Raw genomic sequence first — 21,192 nt, forward strand, 5'->3', positions numbered from 1 at the left:
GAAGTTTGCTCTTGTTTATAACCTTTTGTTTCATTTTAATTTAAGAAGAGCCCTAAAAATTATTACAGTTAGTCATTTTTCAAAAAAACAAATTTTAAAATTTTACCCCATTATTGAACAATCAAAAATAGAAGTGATTTATTTGGCCAGTTTTTTTGATTTTAATGATGAAAAAAATCAAAATGCAGATTATTTTATAGCGGTAAGTTCTTTAGATCCAAGAAAAAATATTAAAGTAATTTTAGAAGCTTTTAAGCTATTGGATTTCAATCATTATAAGTTGAAAATTATTGGAGGTTCTTTTAATAATGTCTTTAGAAAAGATATTTTAGAATATGATTCAAGTGTTGAATTCTTAAATGAAGTTTCAGATTCTGAGCTAGAAAAACAGATAAGAGGAGCAAAAGCACTTATAAATGCTTCTTTTTATGAAGGATTTGGGCTTTCGGCGCTTGAAGCAATGAGTCTTTCTACCCCATGCATCTTGTCGGATATTCCCGTATATAGAGAACTATACGATGGAATTGCCACATTTTTTAATCCAGATGTCCCGGCAGAATTAGCACAAAAAATCGAAGATTTAATTCGTTCACAAAGTTATAACGATCTTTGCAAAAAGTCGTTTGAGGCATCTCAGAAATTTAGCTGGGAAAAAGCGTCACAAAATTATATTTCCATACTCGACGATTTGAAAAATAACTAGATGAGAGATTTGAAAAAAGCATTAATTAGCGATTGGTATTATGTAAACGGAGGTGCTGAAAAAGTAATACATTCCATAAATTCAATCTGGGATGATTTTGATCACTTTGCACTGATTGATTTTTTAAATGATAAAGACCGAAAGTTTATTCTAAATGGGAAAAAATCAAGGACTAGCTTTATTCAAAGACTTCCAACGGTAAAGAAAAACCATCGTAAATTTTTACAGTTATTTCCAACAGCGATTGAACAATTTGACTTAAGTGATTATGACTTAATAATTAGTTCTTCATCAGCTGTAGCCAAAGGGGTAAGTACCCGAAAAGATCAGCTTCATATTTGTTATTGTCATTCGCCTATGCGATATGCCTGGGATTTGCAGGATCAGTATTTAAAAGATTCAGGCTTAGATAAGGGTTTAAAAGGATTTTATGCAAAGTATGTTTTGCAGAAAATAAGAAAATGGGATGTCTCAAACTCTGAAAATGTCGATTATTTTATTGCCAATTCTAACTATATAGCAGAAAGAATAAAGAAAATTTATAATCGTGAAGCAACGGTTATTTATCCTCCCGTCGATGTTGAATTTTTTAGTTTAGAAGAACAGAAGGATAATTATTATTTTACAGCTTCACGCTTAGTTTCTTATAAAAAAACGCAATTAATCGTAGAAGCTTTTAATGAATTACCACATTTAAAATTAATTGTTGCCGGAGACGGACCGGAGTTTCAAAAACTTCAGACAATTGCTAAAAATAATATTGAATTTGTTGGATTTGTAGAAGCCAATAGTTTAAAAAACTACATGCAAAAAGCAAAAGCATTTGTTTTTGCCGCTGAAGAAGATTTTGGGATTATTCCAGTCGAAGCACAGGCCTGTGGTACTCCGGTTATCGCTTTAGCAAAAGGCGGCACTTTAGAAACAGTTGTTGAAAATAAGACAGGAGTTTTTTTTCAGGAACAATCATCAGAAAGTATTAAACAAGCAGTAATTGATTTTGAAAAGATGAAATTTAGTTCGACAGTAATTCGGGAGCATGCGATGAAGTTTTCGAAGGAACGTTTTGAAAATGAAATGGAAGAGTTTGTTGAGAAGAAATTAAAAAAAGGATTTTAGTTTAAAGTTTTTAAACTGTAGAATAATTCCTATAATTGCATAATTTTTCAAATCTTTAAACATTTAAAAATATGAAATATTTGTTTTTACCAGCGGCTATTTTAGTAACAACGTTTGGTTATAGTCAAAATAAGATCGAATCTAGTGGAAATGTTGGAATAGGTACATTATCACCAAGTACAGCACTTCATGTAAATGGGGGTGATATTTCAGTTACCGGAGCAAATCAAAAAATTGGTTTTAACACAATAGATAATTTTACAAGTGGAATAGGTACTGTAGCTCACTATGGAATGTCTTATGTAAAAGATGCATTAAACATACCAATGTTGTCTTCTTCAGGTTATTTTGGAATGAATTTTTTTACTTCAGGTACTGAACGAATGAGAATTGATACTAACGGAAATGTCGGAATTGGAACCACAAATCCAAATGCAAAACTTCAGATAAATGGTGATATTTCGAGTGTAGGGGCTAATCAAAAAATTGGTTTTAGCACAGCAGATAACTTTGCAAGTGGAAATGGGACAATAGCTCATTATGGAATGTCTATTTCAAAAAATGTTGCGAATGAGCCAATAGTTTCACATTCTGGTTACTTTGGAATTAATTTTTTCACTGATGGTTTAGAGAGAATTAAAATTAGGATTGATGGTAATGTAGGTATAGGTTCAATCAATCCCGATGAAAAACTTACGGTAAAAGGTAAAATCCATGCTGAAGAGGTGAGGGTGGATTTACGGGTGCCTGCAGATTATGTTTTTCAAAAGTACTACACAGGTAAATCGGATTTAAAATCTGATTATGTGATGCCAACTTTAGCAGAGGTAGAAAAATTCACAAAAGAGAATAATCACTTACCAAGTGTCCCTTCCGCTCAGGAAATAAAAGAAAAAGGACTTCAGGTGGGAGAAATGAGCAACGCACTTTTGCAGAAAATAGAAGAATTAACACTTTACATTATAGAACAAAATAAAAGGATTGAAATACTTGAAGCAAAGCTAGACAAGAAGTAATTGCTTTTAAATGTTTTTCTTTGTGATATTCTAAAGAGCTGCTTAATTATTTTTTAGGCAGTTTTTTTATAGAATAGTTTTTATAATTTTCAAATCAGTTACATTTGCGAGGTATAAATAATTACTATGAAAAGAATACTTATTACAGGAGCAGCCGGATTTCTGGGATCGCATTTATGTGATCGTTTTATCAAAGAGGGATACTATGTTATCGGAATGGATAATTTGATTACCGGAGATCTTAAAAACATAGAGCATTTATTCAAATTAGAACATTTCGAATTTTATCACCACGATATCACCAAGTTTGTGCACATTCCAGGTGATTTAGATTATATTTTACATTTTGCTTCACCTGCAAGTCCAATCGATTATTTAAAAATTCCAATTCAGACCTTAAAAGTAGGATCTCTGGGAACACATAATTTATTGGGATTAGCCCGTGTGAAAAAAGCGAGAATTTTAATTGCATCAACATCCGAAGTTTACGGAGATCCTCTGGTTCATCCGCAAACCGAAGAGTACTACGGAAACGTAAACACTATTGGTCCACGCGGGGTTTATGATGAAGCCAAACGCTTTCAGGAATCGATTACCATGGCCTACCATACTTTTCATGGGGTAGAAACCAGAATAGTACGTATTTTTAATACCTATGGTCCAAGAATGCGTTTGAACGACGGGCGCGTAATTCCGGCCTTTATCGGACAGGCATTACGCGGGGAAGATTTAACCATTTTTGGAGACGGAATGCAAACGCGATCTTTCTGTTATGTAGACGATCAGGTCGAAGGTATTTTCAGACTATTGCATTCAGATTATGTATATCCGGTAAATATTGGAAATCCGGATGAAATCACGATTAAGGATTTTGCAGAAGAGATCATTAAACTAACAGGAACCAATCAAAAGGTAGTCTACCATCCGTTACCTATAAATGATCCGTTACAACGCCAGCCAGACACCACAAAAGCGAAAGAGTTATTGGGTTGGGAAGCAAAAGTAAGCCGCTCTGAAGGAATGAAAATTACATATGACTATTTCAGATCACTTTCAAAAGAAGAGCTTTCAAAAGAAGAACACAAAGATTTTTCGAACTATATCAAATAAGAAAATTTAAACGGGCAATTATTTCCAGAATAATTGCCCGTTTTTTATTAAGTTGCTTAAAAAGCATTCTTTTCGATGAGTTCCTTCATTTGCTGGTCCAAATTAAAATGACTTTTGGCATGAAGAAAAATTGCCTTTTTCATCTTCTGAATTTCTGCCTTACCTAGTGCCGAGATTGTTCCTAAAGTTGTATTTAATTGTTGGAAATCTTCAACGGGAACTACCCAACCAAGGTTATTCTCTTCTACAATATTTTCTCCTTCGCCTCCTCCATAGTAAAGTATTGGAAATCCTAAAGCACTATATTCAAATATTTTGGACGGAACAGAGCCGTAAATCCTTGTCTTGAGCGGAACAAGGGCAATATCTAAATTTTTAAGAGTTTCATGTAAAACATTTCGTTCTAACATTCCGTGAAAAACAATTTTTTTAGTTGGATTTTGGTTGAGGTAATTCACAATCTGAGTTTTCTCGGCACCATCACCAAAAATATGCAGTTCGATGTTGCCATTTTCTAAATTCAATTGCTGAATAAGTTCAAAAACTCCTTGCGCAACGCCTAATAGTCCGGCATAGAATAGTTTAATAGGTTCGCTGGAATTGTTTTTTTCTTCGAGGAAACCTTCCACAAAATGATCCGGATAATTACGATATAGAAAACAATTTTTTTCGGGAAAGATGGAATGAATATGGGTAATGATTTCACTAGATTGCCCAAAAATATGCGTTGCTTTTTGGTAAATAAAACGTTCAATAAAAAGCAAAATTTGGTGTGAAATACTGTTTTTCTTTAATACCTGCAATTCGATAGCGGCAGTTGGCCAAAGATCTGAAACATTCAAAAGGATTTTTTTACCCTTAATCCAAAGTACAAAAACTGAAACAAAGGAAAGTAATAGTGGCGGTGATTGTACAATTATTTTTTTAGGTGTTTTGGAAAATAATAAATAAAAAAACAAAGTACTTGAAAACGATAGTGTCGAGACAATTCGTTTAAAGATATTCGAACTATTACTCGGATAGATCCAGAGACGTTTTAAGGTAATATTCTGGATTTTTTCGGTAACAGAAAACCGGCCTTTGTATTCCGGAAATAATTCGCCTTTTGGATAATTTGGAAGCGGAGAAATTACCGAAACTTCATAACCATTTTGATCCAATTTTAAAGCTAGTTGTTCTATTCTATTGGCCGCAGCACCTTTTTCGGGTGGATAATAGTTTGATATGATTAGAATATCCTTCATTATTTTTTAGCCAGTAAAATTGAAACAATTCGTTCCGATGCTTTTCCATCCCATAAATCCGGGACACCACTTTTCTTGGGACCATTTTTTAAAAATGAACTGTATACTTTTTGTAAATTTTCTAATGATGTTCCAACAATAGTATTTGAACCAATGGTCTCGGTTTCAGGACGCTCAGTGTTATTCCGCATGGTAAAACAAGGAATTCCCATTACGGTTGTTTCCTCTGAAATACCACCGCTATCAGTAATAACGGCAAAGCTGTTTTGTATTAAATACATGAAATTCAGGTAGCTTTGTGGAGCAACAAAGAGGATATTTTTAAACTGAGTTGAGCTTTCGCTTAAGATAGTCTGTGTTCTGGGATGAATTGGAAACAATATTTTTTTGTCTTGAGCTAAATCATCAATTCCATGTAGTAAAGCAATAAGAGAAGAAACTTCGTCTACATTTCCAGGACGATGTAAGGTTAGAACAATGTAGTTTTTTTCACTAAGTTGATGTTCTTCCCAAAAATCCGGAGCCGAAATTCTATTGATGTTCTGATATAAAGTATCGATCATAACATTTCCTACGAAATGCACATTTTCAGGATTTGATCCTAGTTTTAATAAATTTTCTGAAGCGGATGTGGAGGTCGTAAAAAAGTAATCCGTAATGCTATCTGTCAGCATTCTGTTGATTTCTTCCGGCATTGTTAAATCTCCGGAACGAATTCCCGCTTCAACGTGTGCTACTTTTGTATGACATTTTTTAGCCACTATCGAACAAGCCATCGTCGAGTTTACGTCGCCAACAACCAAAACTAAATCACAAGGGTTTTGAATAAGTTCCCTTTCGAAAGCAATCATAATTGCAGCCGTTTGTTCGGCCTGAGAACCGCTTTTTACTTCCAGATTTACATTTGGTTTTGGAATATTTAATTCTTCGAAAAAGGTATCACTTAAGTTTTTATCGTAATGCTGCCCCGTGTGAACCAAACGAAAGGAAACATCAAAGCCTTCATTTTGCTTGTCTTTTATAGTATTAATAAGAGGTGCTATTTTTATAAAATTAGGTCTTGCACCTGCGATTAGGGTGATTTTCATGGGACTATTTGATTCTTTCTAAAAACATTCTTTCGGCAAAAGTAAAGTTTAAATTGGAATTTAATCAGAATGGAATAATTTCTTAAATAGTGGACTGTGAATTTGCTTATTTTTTATAACCAATTTTTACTCTCTCATTTCCGTCTTCTTTTTTCTCGGTTAGTTCATCTAAATAAGAAAAAACCAATTCGATATTTTTATCATGATTTTCTAACTTCTTTTGAATCTGAAGAATATCCACTTTAATTTCAGTTGTATCCAGCAGCATTTCTCTCACTTTGGTGAAAATGCGCATAATCTGAATATTAGTTTGAATGGCTTTATCGCTTTTTAGAACGCTTGATAACATTAAGATTCCATGTTCAGTAAATGCAAAAGGTAAATATTTTTGATGTTCACCTCTTCCTTTTTTTAAGGTCACAAATTGTGACCTTAAAGAATCGGACTCTTTTTTTGATAATTCAAACATGAAATCTTCGGGAAATCTCAATAAGTTTCTTTTAACAGCTTGTTTTAGAACCTTGGTTTCAATTCCATAAAGTAAAGCCAAATCACGATCAAGCATTACTTTTTGATTGCGGATATAATATATTTTGTTAGAAATAGTTTCTTCAGAAAGTAAAGATTGATCTTCCATAAGTTTTCATTAAAAAAAACAAATGTAGGATTTTATTTATATCAAAGATAAGATTTAAATTGTTTTAACTTTCCACTTTTACTTCTGTCTAAAACTGTTTTTCGGGTAAAGCTGAAAGTTAAATTTGGTTCTAAATATACCGTAATTGCCTTTTCAATTTTTTGAATTTGAGTTACATTTAATTCAATATCACTAACATATTCAATTTCAAAAGTATTTAATTGTGTTTGTTTGATGGTAAATTCTTTAACGTTTCCATCGTCTTCAATAATACTTTTAGTAACATAATAAAAGGTTAAACCCGGTGCTTTTTTCCCGCTTGGTAAGACAGCAATATCATTGGTCCTTCCAACAAGTTTTTTTAGAATGGGTTTCTGCGGAGTACTTTTTTCATCCAAAATCCCGATGTCACCAATGTCATATCTGATAAAGGGATGTGCCTTATTAAACAAAGATGTAATCACAATTCGGCCTTCTTTTCCATATGGAAGAATCTGATTGTTTTCATCTAAAATTTCTAGAAAAAGTGTTTCCGAATTGACCTGCCATTCACCTTTTAAGTTTTCAAAAGCAATCAAATCGAGTTCTGAAGCGCCGTATTCATTAATAATCGGAACATTAAATTGCTTTTCTAAGAGTTTTTTATCGGATTCGAAAAGCATTTCCGAAGTAACGAAACAAGCTTTTAAAGAGGGACATACTTCTTTTAAGATAAGATTTTTTTGCTCTAAATACTTAGCAAATAAAACAATCGAACTCGTGTAACCGTTGATATAATCGAATTTTTTAGTTTTGAATTTTTGCAGAAATTTTTCGAGAACGCCATCAGATAAATCGAAAACCGGAAATCGGAAACGATGCGTCAAAAAATCTTTAATTCGTTCTTTATAATATCCGGCAAAATTCATCGGAATACCATAGAATCGAGCTTGATACGAGCGATTAAAATCGATATTGTACCAGCCAAAACGCATAAAAATCGAAATCCAGGTCAGGGCATGGCAATGCTTATCTTTGGCAAAAACAAAAGGAGTTCCACTAGATCCTGAAGTTTTGTTGAGGTACACATTTTTTAAAGTGTAGCCTTTTGAAAGCCTTTCTTTTAGTGGTTTTTGTAAATTTTGTTTGTTGAGGATGGGTAAATTTTCCCATTCCAATTTTGTATTACCTCCAGCTAATTCCTGATAGAAAGAATTGTTTTTCAAATGAAAAGCTACGATTTCTTCTTTTCTATTCTGAAGAAAATATGCATACTGTTCTTCCGATAAATTTCTGATTTCATCCAATTGAGTTTTGGCTTTCTTAATCGGAAAACCATTTAATTGCAGCGAAATATCGAAAAGAGAAATCATTTGAGGAGCTAATTTTCGTCAAAAATAATACTATCAAATTACTAACAGAGAACAATCAACAACTTTTTAAGATTTAATTATTTTTTACGTGTAAAAGCAATTATTTTTGCACCACAACTAAATACAACTACACCATGACAATTTTACTATTGGGATCAGGCGGAAGAGAACATGCTTTTGCCTGGAAAATGACTCAGAGTCCGCTTTGCGAAAAACTTTTTGTTGCACCTGGAAATGCTGGAACGTCGGCAATTGCTACAAATGTTGCAATGTCTCCAACAGATTTTGATGCAATCAAAGCATTTGTAATTCAGGAGAATGTAAAAATGGTAGTCGTAGGCCCGGAAGATCCTTTGGTTAAAGGGATTTACGATTATTTTAAAAACGACGAGAGTTTACAACATATTCCGGTTATTGGGCCATCAAAATTAGGAGCTCAGTTAGAAGGAAGTAAAGAGTTTGCCAAAGAGTTTTTAATGAAACATAATATTCCAACTGCTGCTTACGATAGTTTTACGGCTGAAACGGTAGAGAACGGATGTGCTTTTTTAGAAACATTACAACCTCCATACGTTTTAAAAGCCGATGGTTTGGCTGCAGGAAAAGGAGTTTTGATTATTCAGGATTTAGAAGAAGCTAAAACAGAATTGAGAAACATGCTGGTTCACGAAAAATTCGGAGCAGCGAGTTCAAAAGTGGTAATCGAAGAATTTTTGGACGGAATTGAATTAAGCTGTTTTGTTTTGACTGATGGGAAAAGCTATAAAATCCTTCCAACAGCAAAAGATTACAAACGTATTGGTGAAGGTGATACAGGTTTAAATACAGGTGGGATGGGAGCTGTTTCTCCGGTTCCTTATGTTGACGCTGTTTTGATGGAAAAAATTGAAACACGTATCGTAAAACCAACTATCGAAGGATTTCAAAAGGATGGAATTGAATATAAAGGATTCGTTTTTATTGGTTTGATTAATGTAAAAAATGAACCAATAGTAATTGAGTACAACGTAAGAATGGGAGATCCTGAGACTGAAGTTGTAGTACCGAGATTAGAATCTGATTTAGTGGAATTGTTCCTTTCGGTAGCCAATCAAAAATTAGATACATTCGAATTAAAAGTTGATCCAAGAAGTGCAACTACCATTATGGTGGTTTCCGGTGGATATCCTGAAGAATTTGAAAAAGGAAAAGTAATTACCGGTTTAGAAAATATTGAAGATTCTATTGTTTTTCATGCAGGTACAAAATTAGAAAACGATAGTATCGTGAGTAATGGAGGACGTGTATTAACGGTAACTTCTTATGGAGACGATTTCCAACAGGCCATAAAAAAATCTTACCAAAACATAGATAAACTAAGCTTTGATAAGATGTATTTTAGAAAAGATATCGGCTTCGACTTACTTTAAAAAAGAGTGAGCCGTAGTATCTTGGTTTTCTGTTCCGGCATCATCAAAAATGCGTAATTGTTTAATCCAATAAACGATTGCGCATGAACAGATGATCATGAAAATCCAGTTGATAGTATTAGCACCAAACCATGTAACAAGTTCCAAACGACGTAAAAAATCAAGTGGTGCGAATAAAATGTTAACGAATAAGTACTGTATTCCTTCAAAAAAAGCTGTCATAATTTTATAAAATTATATGTTATTTATTGTTGTGTAACGCATTGAAACCAGAAGTCTGCTCGCAGAATCTTTTTTCAACTTGTTGGTTTTCCTTTTTAAACAAGTATTATATTTACAATCACAAAAGTATAAAATATCCTTATGATAACAAGTGTTTTTAAAAAATCTACACCATTAAATTATTCATTGGTCGTAATTTTAATACTGGTTTTCTTTTTTCTGTTTCAAATTCAGGAACCTTCCTGGATAACATCTTATTTTTTGGCATTCCAAAAAGTGAGCTTACTTTGCTTTATTTTGGCCTCATTTTTCCTGATAAATTTTATCGTAAAAAAGAACGGACTCAGTAAAGACAATGGATACGCGATATTTTTTTACTTATTGTTTCTGTTGTTTTTCCCCACAATATTTAACAATGCCAATGTAATATATGGTAACTTTTTTATACTTCTGGCACTTCGAAGATTGATTTCGCTGCAGTCGTTGAAAGCTTCTAAGGAAAAAATATTTGATGCATCATTTTGGATTTTAATAGCCTCTTTATTTCAATTTTGGTGTATTCTTTTCCTGATTTTAGTTTTTATCTCGATAGTTTTCCATGTTTCCAGAGATTATAGAAATTGGATTTTACCTTTTATAGCACTTGTAGCAGTGTCCATAATCTTTTTATTGGTCTCTTTGATTTTCCATATCGACATCACAGATTTTTTTCAGAAACGTGCCGTAATCGATTTTAACATTGATTATTTCAAGAGCAATTATGAAAATGGAGCACTTTCAATCTATGTGGCCGTAGCCTTATTTTTTGTAGTTTCGATGCTGACTACATTGTCAAATCGACCACAAATAGTGCATTCTTCATACAAAAAAGTAGTAGCTTGTTTCTTTATTGCAGCCTTTGTTTATATTCTATCGCCGGATAAAAGTAACGATTTGCTCTTTTTTAGTGTTGCGCCCTTGACTATTATGGCAGCAAGTCATGTAGAATATATGCAACAAAAGCTCAATAATGAAATTGTTTTTTATGTGTTGATTTTGTGTAGTTTATTTACATTTTTCTCTCAATTATAATTTACTTCCGTAAGCAAGATCTCCGGCATCGCCAAGACCCGGAACGATATAATTTTTTTCATTTAGTTTTTCATCTAAAGAAGCAACCCATAAATGACAGTTTTCCGGAAGATTTTCTTCCAGAAAAGCAACACCTTCCGGTGCAGCAATAACTACAACAATATGAATCTCTTTTGGAGTTGCATTTTGAATTAGCTTCTCATGAACCGCAACGATAGACTGACCCGTTGCCAACATTGGATCAAGAAGTAAAACAGTCTTGTCGTTTATGTTTGAAACAGCCTGGTATTCAACCCGAATTTCGAATTCGGCATCGTTATTTGGATGGTATCGGCAAGCCGAAACAAAACTATTCTCGGCATGGTCAAAGTAATTTAGAAAACCATTATGCAACGGTAAACCGGCTCTTAAAATAGAACATAAAACTAAATCACTCTCTATTTCAGTTGTATTTTTAATGCCAAGCGGAGTTTGAATTTCAACATTTTTATAAGCCAGATCCTTGCTCAGTTCATAAGCCATAATTTCGCCAATTCGTTCAATATTTCTTCGGAAACGCATGCTGTCGTTCTGAACATTAACATTTCTGATTTGGCCTAAAAAGTGATTTAATACGCTGTTATTTTTGGAGATATAATGAATTTTCATACTGAATTTTTAGAATTATGGATAGATTGTAGTGCAATAACGAAAAATTAATCGTTTTCTTCACACCATAAAAGTATAAAAAGTATCTTTGTGACTCTAATAAATAAAGACATGTTTTCAAAATTAGCATATTCTGTTTTCGAACAAAGCATTAAAGATTATCATCAATTTGATAATGTTGATCAACCTATAAACAATCCTTACCCAAAGGATAAATTTGAACATTTATTGTATTTGAAAAACTGGATTGACACTGTTCAATGGCATTTTGAGGATATCATTCGTGATCCGCAAATTGATCCGGTAGCGGCTTTGACTCTAAAAAGAAGAATCGATGCCTCAAACCAGGAGCGTACAGATATGGTGGAATATATCGACAGCTACTTTTTACAAAAATACAGTGAAGTAAAAGTAAAAGACGGGGCAAAAATCAATTCTGAAAGTCCGGCTTGGGCTTTTGACCGATTGTCTATTTTAGCTTTAAAAATTTATCACATGCATGAGGAGGCAACGCGTGTTGAAGCTTCACAGGAGCACAGAGATAAATGTCAGGAGAAATTAAATGTACTTTTAGAACAAAGAAGCGATTTATCAACTGCAATCGATGATTTATTGACTGACATTGAAAATGGAGATAAATTCATGAAAGTGTACAAACAAATGAAAATGTACAATGACGATGAATTGAATCCTGTTTTATATCAAAACAAAAAATAATTTGGCAGAGTTGTCCAATACAATAAAGCATATAGCCGTCATGAGACTATCCGCAATGGGAGATGTCGCCATGACGGTTCCTGTTTTACGAGCTTTTGTAAAGCAGTATCCAACGGTTAAAATCACCGTAATTTCACGACCGTTTTTTAAGCCATTTTTTGAAGGAATCCCAAATCTTGAGTTTTTTGCTTTTGATGAAAAGCAACGTCACAAAGGATTTGCAGGGCTACTTAGATTATACAGTGATGTAAAAAAACTCAAAATCGATGCTTTTGCAGACCTTCATAATGTTCTGAGATCCAAAATTGTAAGCCTTCTTTTTGCTTTAAGCGGAAAAAAAAGAGCCACAGTGGATAAAGGACGAGAAGGTAAAAAAGAATTAACTCGTGCCGAGAATAAAATTTTTGCACAATTGCCAACCATGTTTGAAAGGCATGCAAAAGTATTTGAAAAACTTGGTTTTCCTTTAGACCTATCAAATCCTGAATTCCCGCAAAAAGCAAAATTAGGCTCAGATATTTTAGAAATCATTGGCGATCAAAACCAAAAATTAATTGGGATTGCACCTTTCGCACAATACAATTCTAAAGTATATCCACAAGATTTAATGCAGGAAGTAATTGCAAAATTGGCGGAGAATAAAACGTATACCATTTTACTTTTTGGTGGAGGAAAGAAAGAAATTGAAATCCTGGATTCGTTTTCACAATCCTTTGAAAATGTAGTTAATGTGGCTGGAAAAATTAAATTTCAACAGGAACTACAGCTCATTAGTAATTTAGACGTTATGCTTTCTATGGATTCCGGAAATGCTCATATTGCAGCAATGCTGGGAGTAAAAGTCATTACACTTTGGGGTGCTACACATCCATATGCTGGATTTTTACCATTCGGACAAACAATGGAAAATGCTTTGGTTTCAGACAGAAATCAATATCCAAAATTACCAACATCTGTTTATGGAAACAAAATCGTTGAAGGTTACGAAGACGCTATGAGATCGATTTCACCCAAAGACATAGTCAGGAAGATTCAGTTAAGCATATAATCCGTTTAAATCATAGAGAAAGTATCCAACTGTTTTCTTTTTGTTTTTATTAGCAACGATTACAACAAAATGATTTTCTTTTTCTGTAGACAATAAAATGTGCTCAAAATCTTCCGTTGAATTTCTGTAGATTTTGTGCACCAATTGTGACTCTTTAATTTTGTTCGATAGTATTTTAGCAGCTTTTAATTTGCTTATGTAGGGCCAGATATTAAAAGTATTCTTCTCAGAAACATTTATTTCAGTCATTTTACCAATCATTGTGGCACTATATTTTTCTTTGGTAAGTAACTTGGGACCTTTTTTATTTTGTTGTTTCTTAATGATAAAGTAGATACAAAAAAGAGCTGTTATTACAAAAATTGCTATAAAGGATAAACGAAGTAAGTGATGTATTGTCATAATATTTAAGATTTAAACTGTTGACAAATTTGATTTAGCGCTACAAATCTAGAGAAGAACACATGAGATTGTGATTGCTATAATTTTACCTCTAATATAATAAAAATTCAGCAATATTTTATCGAAAAAATGCTTTTATTATAATTGCAATTAGAGCCAAATTTTCTCATCCCGGCATCTGCTATAAATATAACTTTTTAGATTCGAAATCGTGGCTTGATAATTTGGTGCTTCATAACCAAATCGTTCGTGTTCCATTTGTTCTTTTTCGACAGCATCACAGCCTTTTATAACTTCTTTAAGCATATCCAGCATGGCGAGTTCTTTGTTGTTTGTCTTCTGAAATTTAAATTCTATAAGTTCATCCTGAAGTTCTTCACAATATTCTACAAGTTTTTCAACTTCAGGTTCATCCAGAAGATATTCTTTATTTTTAAAAATTTCTTGTACAGATTTCATAGCATAATTTTTAAGTTCCAAATTCAAATTTTACAAAGGTTGCTAATAATTATAAAACAAAAAAAATTCCAAATCCCAATTGTAAGTTTGGGATTTGGAATTTGAATATTTTGAAATTTTAACGATTAAACATCATCATAATCTACATAAATAGACTCTGAAGTAGGATGTGCCTGGCAGGTTAAAATTAAACCATCAGCGATTTCGCTATCCGTTAAAATCGAGTTTTTAGTCATTTCAGCACTTCCGGAAGTTACACGAGCCAGACAGCTGCTGCAAATTCCACCCTGACAAGAGTATGGAGCGTCGATTCCTTGTTTTAAAGCGGCATCAAGGATGGTTTGTTTTTGAGACATTTCGAATGAAACTTCGTCATCATCAACCAAAACCGTAATTTTTGTATGTCCTTCTAATGAAGTATTGATTTTATTTTCCTGAGTAGAAGAAGTAAAAAGTTCAAATTTAATTGCCGATTCTTTTACATTCTTTTCCTTTAAAATTCCCGAAACCGTATCGATCATTTCTTCAGGACCACACAAGAAAAATTTGTCAAATTGTAATTCTTTGTGTTTGTTGTTCAGTACAAAATTTACTGCCGATTTATCAATTCTTCCAAACAAAGCATTTTCAGCCTTAGCCTGACTAAAAACATAATGGATGAAAAAACGGCCTACATACTGTAATTGTAAATCATGTAATTCCTGGTAAAAAATAGTATCTTCAGGAGTTTTGTTTCCATAAACCAATACAAATGAACTTTTTGGCTCACTTTTTAAAACCGATTTAATAATAGAAAGTACCGGAGTAATTCCGCTTCCGGCCACAAAAGCCGCATAGTTTTTTTGTCTTTCAGCATCTGGTTCAAAAGTAAATTTCCCTTCCGGATGACCTACTTCAAGAACATCTCCAGCCTTAAGTCTCGTATTGGCAAATTGAGAAAATAAACCATTTTTTACTGCTTTTACAGCAATGCGTAATTCGTTGCTTTCCGGTGCAGAACAAATAGAATAAGCACGACGAATCTCTTGGTTATCAAGAGTTAGTTTTAAATTTATGTATTGTCCGGCTATAAATTTATAGTCCGATTTTAGTTCTTCAGGAACATTAAAAAGTACAGAAACAGCATCGGCAGTTTCGCGTTTTACCTCTTTAATTATTAGTTTTAAGAATGAAGGCATGATTGTATTTTTTATGCAAAAGTAGCAAACGACAGTTAATTGACAGGCACTAAACGATTATTTTTAACTTTTTTTGTAACGTTTTCTTACATTTGATCACATACTAGAAAACTCAAAACAAATAACCATGATTAAAAAGTTTATTTATCTGGAATGGAAAGCCTTTGTTAGATCTGCATCATTCGGCACAAGCGTCGTGATGAAAGTTTTATTAGGTTTTTTAATGATCTATTTTTCCTTGCTTTTTGTTGGAGCCGGAATAGGGGCATTCTATATTTTAAAAAAAATGAAACTGGAGCCTCTGGTGACAATCAACCAATTTTTGATTTACTATTTTCTTTTCGATCTGGTGATTCGTTTATTGATGCAAGCAATTCCGGTTTTGAATATTAAACCATTATTAATTCTACCCTTCAAAAAACCGACCATCGTTCATTTTTCATTAGGCAAAACAGCATTGTCTTTTTTCAATTGGGTTCATGCACTGTTTTTTATTCCTTTCTCAATAGTGTTAGTTTTAGAAGGTTATGATCTTTTGGGAGTTATTTTCTGGTTTTTAGCAGCATTCTCCTTGATTTATATCAACAATTTTTTGAATATTATTCTAAGTAATATCGACAAGTTGTTTGTTGTTTTTGTTGGAGCAATTATCGCTTTAGGAGCCGCACAGTATTATAAACTCTTTGATATTACCAGTTTTACAACGCCAATTTTCCAGGGTTTTTATACGACAAAAGGATTGTTTTTGATTCCTGCTTTGATTCTGATAGGGCTCTATCTGTTTACTTTCAAATATTTCAAGAATAATTTGTTTTTAGATGCAGGACTTTCACAAAAAGAAGACATCGCTACCACTGAAAATCTTTCGTGGCTGAATCAATTCGGAACATTAGGAACCTTTCTTAAAAACGATATCAAATTGATTAAGAGAAACAAAAGATCAAAAACGACTCTGGTAATGAGTTTTATCTTTTTGTTTTACGGACTTATCTTTTTCGGAAACAAACAACAGCCTGAGGTGATGACCATTTTTGCCGGAATATTTGTTTCAGGTGGATTCTTATTTGTCTTCGGACAGTTTGTACCGAGCTGGGATAGTTCGTATTACCAATTAATGATGACCCAGAATATTCCGTATCGCGGTTACATAACGTCAAAATGGTGGTTGATTGTTATTGCTACTTTCATCTCTACAATACTGGCGTCTTTTTATCTTTTCTTTGGATGGCAAATTTATTTAACGGTTGTTGTTGGAGCAATTTACAATATAGGAGTCAATTCGCATCTGGTACTTTTGGGCGGTGCTTTTACAAAAACGCCAATTGATTTGAGTTCGGCGGGAGGTGCCTTTGGAGATAAAAAAGCGTTTAATGTTAATGCAATGCTGCTGACATTACCAAAGATATTAGTGCCTTTAGGACTTTATGGAATCGGATTGTATTTAGGAAACAAAACCATAGGATTAGCACTTGTAGCCGGGGCAGGAGTTTTAGGTTTTGCTTTTAAAGAAAAAGTATTTTCACTGATCGAAAAAAGATATAAAATAGAGAAGTACAGCACCATAAGCGCTTATAAGCAAAAAAACTAATTAGTTAATTAGAAAATGTGTCAATTATAAAATTGATATCATATAGTTGTAAATCAACAAATTAACTATTAATTAAATCAACAATTAAACTTTCAAAAATGATACAAGTAAACCAACTTTCAAAAAAATACAACGGTACAACAGTTTTAAACATAAACAATCTTGAAATTCCAAAAGGGCAGAGCTTTGGACTAGTAGGAAATAACGGGGCGGGAAAAACCACTTTTTTCAGCTTGTTACTTGATTTGATTCAGCCTTCAACAGGAAATATAATAAACAACAATATTCAGGTAAATGCAAACGAGAACTGGAAATCTTTCACAGGATCTTTTCTCGATGAAAGTTTTTTGATTGGGTATTTAACTCCCGAGGAATATTTTTATTTTATTGGGGATTTACGCCACCAGAACAAAGCCGATATTGATGCTTTATTACAGCAGCATGAAGAGTTTTTTAACGGAGAAATCCTGAACAATAAAAAATATTTAAGAGATTTATCTAAAGGAAATCAGAAGAAAGTAGGTATCATTGCTACACTTATCGGAAATCCGGAAGTCGTTATTTTAGACGAACCTTTTGCAAATCTGGATCCGACAACGGTAAGCCGATTAAAAAAAATTATTAAGGATTTGGCCGATAATCCAAATGTTACCGTACTGGTTTCCAGTCATGATTTGCAGCACACCGTAGAGGTTTGTGACCGAATAGTAGCCTTAAATAAAGGGGAAATTGTAAAAGATATTCAAACTTCAAAAGAAACCTTACAAGAACTGGAATTGTTTTTTGCAGTATAAGTTTCTATATTTCAAAAAGAAGCGTATTTTTACAAGTCAATATACTAAAAATCCTTTTTAGAAGTTAATTGATATAAACTCTTTTCTATTGAAAAAGAATACTCTTAAATATAGTTTTTTTATTGTTTTTTTATTCTTTTTGATAGCCTGTTCTACCAAGAAAAATAATTTTTTGGCCAGAAATTCCCATGCGCTAAGTACAAAATATAATATTCTGTACAATGGCGGAATTGGTCTTGACAAAGGATTAAAGGCTGTTCATGCGAATAATCAGGATAACTTCTGGAAAATGCTTCCGATTGAAAAGATGCAGTTTGATGAGAACTTTTCACAAGGGGATAAACCCAAAAATGCTGATTTTGAAAAGGCGGAGACCAAGGCCACAAAAGCGATTCAAAAACACTCCATGAATATTGGAGGAAGAGAGCGAAATTCACAAATCGACGAGGCTTATCTGATGCTTGGAAAAGCCAGGTACTACGATCAGAGGTTTATTCCGGCTTTGGAGGCATTCAATTATATATTGTACAAATACCCGAACAGCAGTAATATTTATACAGCGAAAATCTGGCGCGAGAAAACCAATATGCGTTTAGGTAATGATGCTATTGCGGTAAAAAATATCAATCTGCTCTTAAAAAATACAGATCTGAACAAGCAGACTTTTTCGGATGCAAATGCTTTATTGGCAGAAGCTTATTTGAATTTGGAAAAAAAGGACAGTGCAGTTGCCAAACTTAAAATCGCGGAGGAGTTTACCAGAATAAATGAGGACCGCGCACGTTACCGTTTTATCTTAGGTCAGATGTATCAGGAAGCCGGAATAAGAGACAGCGCCTTCTCTTACTATGACGGTGTAATTGACATGAACAGAAAAGCGGATCGAAAATACATGATGCATGCCTACGCAAAAAAGGCGCAAATGTTTGATTATAAAAATGGAGATCAGGATTTGTTTTTAGAAATGTACAATAAGTTAGTGGCAGATCGTGAAAACAGACCTTATCTGGATGTTTTATTTTATGAAATGGGAGTCTTCTTTGACAAAAATGACGAACAGCAGGATGCTTTGGTTTTCTACAACAAGTCATTGGGAAGAAAATCAAAAGACCCTTATTTAATAGCGTCGACTTATAGAAATATTGGCGACATGTATTTTAAGAATACCAACTACACTATCGCTGCCAAATATTATGACAGTACGTTAGTAAAATTAGATCCTAAATCCAGAGAGTTTGCTTTTATTGAAAAAAACAGAAAAAATCTGGACAATGTTATCAAGTACGAAGCAATTGCAAAACGTAACGATAGCATCATAAAAGTATACGGTTTGTCTCCGACTGACAGAAAAAGTTATTTTAATGATTATATAGCTGTTCTCAAAGAAAAAGACGAGGAGAAACGAATCTTAGAAGAAAAAGAAAAGGAAAAACTGGCCAATATCGATCGTAACACAAATGCTAATGGAGGACCAACAGCGGTTAACCCTCAGTCAGTTGGAACGGCTAATCCCGGAATAGGAGCATTTAATCCGCCGTCAGGAAATGAAACGGCAAGTACCAGTACGAGTACTTTTTATTTTTACAATCCTACCACAGTTGCTTACGGAAAATTACAGTTTAAGAAATTATGGGGTAATCGGGTTTTAGAAGGCAACTGGAGATTGGCCGCTGTGAAATCAGCCAATAATGCCGCATTAAATGATACGTTAAATAATAACGCTGCAAATGCACTTAAAGACACTATAGTTATTGAAAAATATACTACAGATTTCTACGAAAAACAGCTCCCTCAAACACAAGTTGCAATTGATAGTATTGGTGTAGAACGTAATTTTGCGTACTATCAATTAGGGCTTATCTACAAAGAAAAGTTTAAGGAATACAATCTGGCGAGTGACAAACTGGAACAATTACTAAAAAATAAGCCGGAGGAAAAATTGATTTTACCGGCGATGTATAATTTGTACAAAATATATCAAATTACAAATCCTGCACGCGCCGAAAGGATAAAATCAGATATTACAAACAATTATCCGACTTCAAGATACGCTCAAATTTTAAACAATACCAATGCGGCCGATTTAGCATCACCGGATAAAGAGTACCAAAAATGGTATAAATTGTTTCAGGAGGAACAGTTTGATACCGTCTTAGATAATATTGACAATCTGATCAATCAATATTCAGGTGATGAAATTGTTTCAAAGTATGAATTGTTAAAAGCCAATACTTTAGGAAAAGTAAATGGTTTAACGGCATACAAAAAAGGTTTAGAATCAGTTGCCGATAATTATCCAAACAGTGATGAAGGGAAAAATGCGCGCGAGATTTTAGAAAAGCAAATACCGGCTTTAGAAAAACTTGATTTTACTTCAGTTGACAGTAAAAACTGGAAAATTGTATATGTAGTTGCTAATAATGACACTAAAACTCGTCAAAAAATTGAAGAAGCGATCAGAGTCTTTTTATTAGTTGAAAATTATGAGAGATTGACAACCTCTTTTGATAAATACAATAGAACCGAAAGTTTTGTGGTGATTCACGGTTTAAAATCAGAGGCATACGCCAGAGATATTTCAGGAGTTTTTAGAGACGATAAAAAGTATAAGATACCGAATCCCGCAATTATCATATCGAGTGATAATTACAAATTGGTTCAAATTAAGAAAAATCTCGACACCTACTTAGCCCCCAAAACACCATAATCATGTTTGATAAAGTAAAAAAAAACGGAACAGAACTTTTAGGAAAAACGAATCGAATAGTTGAAGGAACCTCTATTGTAGGAGACATCGTTGCTAAAGACGATTTTAGACTGGATGGAGAATTGATAGGAAATTTTACTTCACAAGGTAAATTGGTTATTGGAGTCTCCGGCGTTGTTAAAGGTGAAATAGTTTGTAATAATGCCGATATTGAAGGAGTATTTCAAGGAAAAATTAAAGTTTTAGAAGTCCTTAATATAAAAGCATCGGCACAGATTCATGGAGAAGTTGCCATAGGAAAACTATCTATTGAACCAGGCGCAAATTTTACCGCTACCTGTACCATGTTAACTCATACTAAAGATGTAACCCTAAAAGATGGAAAAGGAACCGAACAAAAACAAAAGGAACAAGTGGCTTCCGCTCATTAATATTCCCGTTCAAATGGGGATCATTATTTTTTTATTTTCCTATTTTGGTACCTGGCTGGATGAAAATCATCCCAGTCCAAAATTAAATTACAACACCATCTTTGTCATGATTGGAGTTGGATTGGCTTTGTACAATGTAATTCGTCAGGTTAACGAAATCAATAAAACAAAGTAAATCATCTTTTAAACAGCTTGAAATAAATATTGCATCTTTGCAAAAAAAAATTCAAATGCTTTTAAAAAACTACAAAC

The 21,192-nt window shown here is 33.4% G+C and carries 22 protein-coding genes; 13 read left to right on the top strand and 9 right to left on the bottom strand.

Annotation, left to right across the window (positions count from 1 at the left end; all coding sequences use genetic code 11):
- The 4 genes from B0A80_RS04880 to B0A80_RS04895 form a co-directional block, all read left to right on the top strand.
- A partial coding sequence (locus tag B0A80_RS04880; RefSeq protein ID WP_133063718.1) for a glycosyltransferase family 4 protein occupies positions 1 to 703 on the top strand: 703 nt, incomplete at its 5' end.
- Positions 704 to 1,819, top strand: a complete 1,116-nt coding sequence (locus B0A80_RS04885) for a glycosyltransferase (protein ID WP_089076620.1) — start codon at positions 704 to 706, stop codon at positions 1,817 to 1,819.
- A 71-nt stretch (positions 1,820 to 1,890) separates the two neighbouring features.
- Positions 1,891 to 2,835, top strand: a complete 945-nt coding sequence (locus tag B0A80_RS04890) for a hypothetical protein (protein WP_089076621.1) — start codon at positions 1,891 to 1,893, stop codon at positions 2,833 to 2,835.
- Between the two features lie 126 nt (positions 2,836 to 2,961).
- Positions 2,962 to 3,945, top strand: a complete 984-nt coding sequence (locus tag B0A80_RS04895) for a UDP-glucuronic acid decarboxylase family protein (protein WP_042564890.1) — start codon at positions 2,962 to 2,964, stop codon at positions 3,943 to 3,945.
- A gap of 56 nt (positions 3,946 to 4,001) precedes the next feature.
- On the opposite strand, the gene B0A80_RS04900 is transcribed toward B0A80_RS04895, so the two are convergent.
- From B0A80_RS04900 to B0A80_RS04915, 4 genes are all read right to left on the bottom strand, one after another.
- A complete protein-coding gene (locus B0A80_RS04900) occupies positions 4,002 to 5,189 on the bottom strand; it encodes a glycosyltransferase family 4 protein (protein ID WP_089076622.1) in 1,188 nt (395 codons plus the stop codon).
- Complete coding sequence (gene wecB / locus B0A80_RS04905) at positions 5,189 to 6,277, bottom strand: non-hydrolyzing UDP-N-acetylglucosamine 2-epimerase (RefSeq protein ID WP_089076623.1); 1,089 nt, start codon at positions 6,275 to 6,277, stop codon at positions 5,189 to 5,191. The genes B0A80_RS04900 and wecB overlap by 1 nt, the downstream gene beginning before the upstream one ends.
- A gap of 106 nt (positions 6,278 to 6,383) precedes the next feature.
- Complete coding sequence (locus B0A80_RS04910; protein WP_089076624.1) at positions 6,384 to 6,914, bottom strand: ORF6N domain-containing protein; 531 nt, start codon at positions 6,912 to 6,914, stop codon at positions 6,384 to 6,386.
- A gap of 41 nt (positions 6,915 to 6,955) precedes the next feature.
- On the bottom strand, positions 6,956 to 8,266 hold the full coding sequence (locus tag B0A80_RS04915; protein ID WP_089076625.1) for a phenylacetate--CoA ligase family protein: 1,311 nt from the start codon (positions 8,264 to 8,266) through the stop codon (positions 6,956 to 6,958).
- A gap of 134 nt (positions 8,267 to 8,400) precedes the next feature.
- On the opposite strand from B0A80_RS04915, the gene purD reads away from it, so the two are divergent.
- Positions 8,401 to 9,675: a phosphoribosylamine--glycine ligase gene (gene purD / locus B0A80_RS04920; RefSeq protein ID WP_017496854.1), complete on the top strand. Its 1,275-nt coding sequence runs from the start codon at positions 8,401 to 8,403 to the stop codon at positions 9,673 to 9,675.
- Here the strand turns inward: purD and B0A80_RS04925 are convergent.
- Positions 9,667 to 9,897, bottom strand: coding sequence for a DUF6341 family protein (locus tag B0A80_RS04925; protein WP_017496855.1), 231 nt, complete (start codon positions 9,895 to 9,897; stop codon positions 9,667 to 9,669). The two genes, purD and B0A80_RS04925, sit on opposite strands and share 9 nt — an antisense overlap.
- Before the next feature lie 141 nt (positions 9,898 to 10,038).
- Here B0A80_RS04925 and B0A80_RS04930 point away from each other — a divergent pair, with 141 nt between their 5' ends.
- Positions 10,039 to 10,968 carry a DUF6427 family protein gene (locus B0A80_RS04930; protein WP_070906216.1) on the top strand — a complete coding sequence of 310 codons (930 nt, stop codon included), beginning with the start codon at positions 10,039 to 10,041 and terminating at the stop codon, positions 10,966 to 10,968.
- Here B0A80_RS04930 and upp read toward each other — a convergent pair.
- The gene (gene upp, locus B0A80_RS04935) at positions 10,963 to 11,616 is read right to left on the bottom strand and encodes a uracil phosphoribosyltransferase (RefSeq protein WP_017496857.1); all 654 of its coding nucleotides are present in this window, start codon (positions 11,614 to 11,616) and stop codon (positions 10,963 to 10,965) included. The genes B0A80_RS04930 and upp overlap by 6 nt on opposite strands.
- Before the next feature lie 111 nt (positions 11,617 to 11,727).
- Here upp and B0A80_RS04940 point away from each other — a divergent pair, with 111 nt between their 5' ends.
- Together B0A80_RS04940 and B0A80_RS04945 are read left to right on the top strand one after the other, a co-directional pair.
- A complete protein-coding gene (locus B0A80_RS04940) occupies positions 11,728 to 12,333 on the top strand; it encodes a DUF4254 domain-containing protein (protein WP_070906215.1) in 606 nt (201 codons plus the stop codon).
- A gap of 40 nt (positions 12,334 to 12,373) precedes the next feature.
- Complete coding sequence (locus B0A80_RS04945; protein ID WP_089076626.1) at positions 12,374 to 13,381, top strand: glycosyltransferase family 9 protein; 1,008 nt, start codon at positions 12,374 to 12,376, stop codon at positions 13,379 to 13,381.
- Here the strand turns inward: B0A80_RS04945 and B0A80_RS04950 are convergent.
- From B0A80_RS04950 to B0A80_RS04960, 3 genes are all read right to left on the bottom strand, one after another.
- Positions 13,370 to 13,783: a hypothetical protein gene (locus tag B0A80_RS04950; RefSeq protein WP_070906213.1), complete on the bottom strand. Its 414-nt coding sequence runs from the start codon at positions 13,781 to 13,783 to the stop codon at positions 13,370 to 13,372. The two genes, B0A80_RS04945 and B0A80_RS04950, sit on opposite strands and share 12 nt — an antisense overlap.
- Positions 13,784 to 13,933: 150 nt before the next feature.
- Complete coding sequence (locus B0A80_RS04955; RefSeq protein ID WP_070906212.1) at positions 13,934 to 14,242, bottom strand: hypothetical protein; 309 nt, start codon at positions 14,240 to 14,242, stop codon at positions 13,934 to 13,936.
- A 125-nt stretch (positions 14,243 to 14,367) separates the two neighbouring features.
- Positions 14,368 to 15,420 (bottom strand): ferredoxin--NADP reductase, encoded by a 1,053-nt coding sequence (locus tag B0A80_RS04960; RefSeq protein ID WP_070906211.1) that lies wholly within the window; start codon positions 15,418 to 15,420, stop codon positions 14,368 to 14,370.
- Positions 15,421 to 15,547: 127 nt separating this feature from the next.
- Here B0A80_RS04960 and B0A80_RS04965 point away from each other — a divergent pair, with 127 nt between their 5' ends.
- The 5 genes from B0A80_RS04965 to B0A80_RS04985 all read left to right on the top strand — a co-directional run bounded on the left by B0A80_RS04965 (position 15,548) and on the right by B0A80_RS04985 (position 21,115).
- Positions 15,548 to 17,008 (top strand): DUF5687 family protein, encoded by a 1,461-nt coding sequence (locus B0A80_RS04965; protein ID WP_089076627.1) that lies wholly within the window; start codon positions 15,548 to 15,550, stop codon positions 17,006 to 17,008.
- Positions 17,009 to 17,106: 98 nt separating this feature from the next.
- Complete coding sequence (locus B0A80_RS04970) at positions 17,107 to 17,802, top strand: ABC transporter ATP-binding protein (RefSeq protein ID WP_089076628.1); 696 nt, start codon at positions 17,107 to 17,109, stop codon at positions 17,800 to 17,802.
- Positions 17,803 to 17,890: 88 nt separating this feature from the next.
- On the top strand, positions 17,891 to 20,509 hold the full coding sequence (gene porW / locus B0A80_RS04975; RefSeq protein ID WP_089076629.1) for a type IX secretion system periplasmic lipoprotein PorW/SprE: 2,619 nt from the start codon (positions 17,891 to 17,893) through the stop codon (positions 20,507 to 20,509).
- A gap of 2 nt (positions 20,510 to 20,511) precedes the next feature.
- On the top strand, positions 20,512 to 20,940 hold the full coding sequence (locus tag B0A80_RS04980) for a bactofilin family protein (RefSeq protein WP_089076630.1): 429 nt from the start codon (positions 20,512 to 20,514) through the stop codon (positions 20,938 to 20,940).
- On the top strand, positions 20,888 to 21,115 hold the full coding sequence (locus B0A80_RS04985) for an AtpZ/AtpI family protein (RefSeq protein WP_070906207.1): 228 nt from the start codon (positions 20,888 to 20,890) through the stop codon (positions 21,113 to 21,115). The genes B0A80_RS04980 and B0A80_RS04985 overlap by 53 nt, the downstream gene beginning before the upstream one ends.
- Positions 21,116 to 21,192: the final 77 nt, after the last annotated feature.

It is taken from the genome of Flavobacterium tructae (assembly GCF_002217475.1).
In the GTDB taxonomy this organism is placed as follows: domain Bacteria; phylum Bacteroidota; class Bacteroidia; order Flavobacteriales; family Flavobacteriaceae; genus Flavobacterium; species Flavobacterium tructae.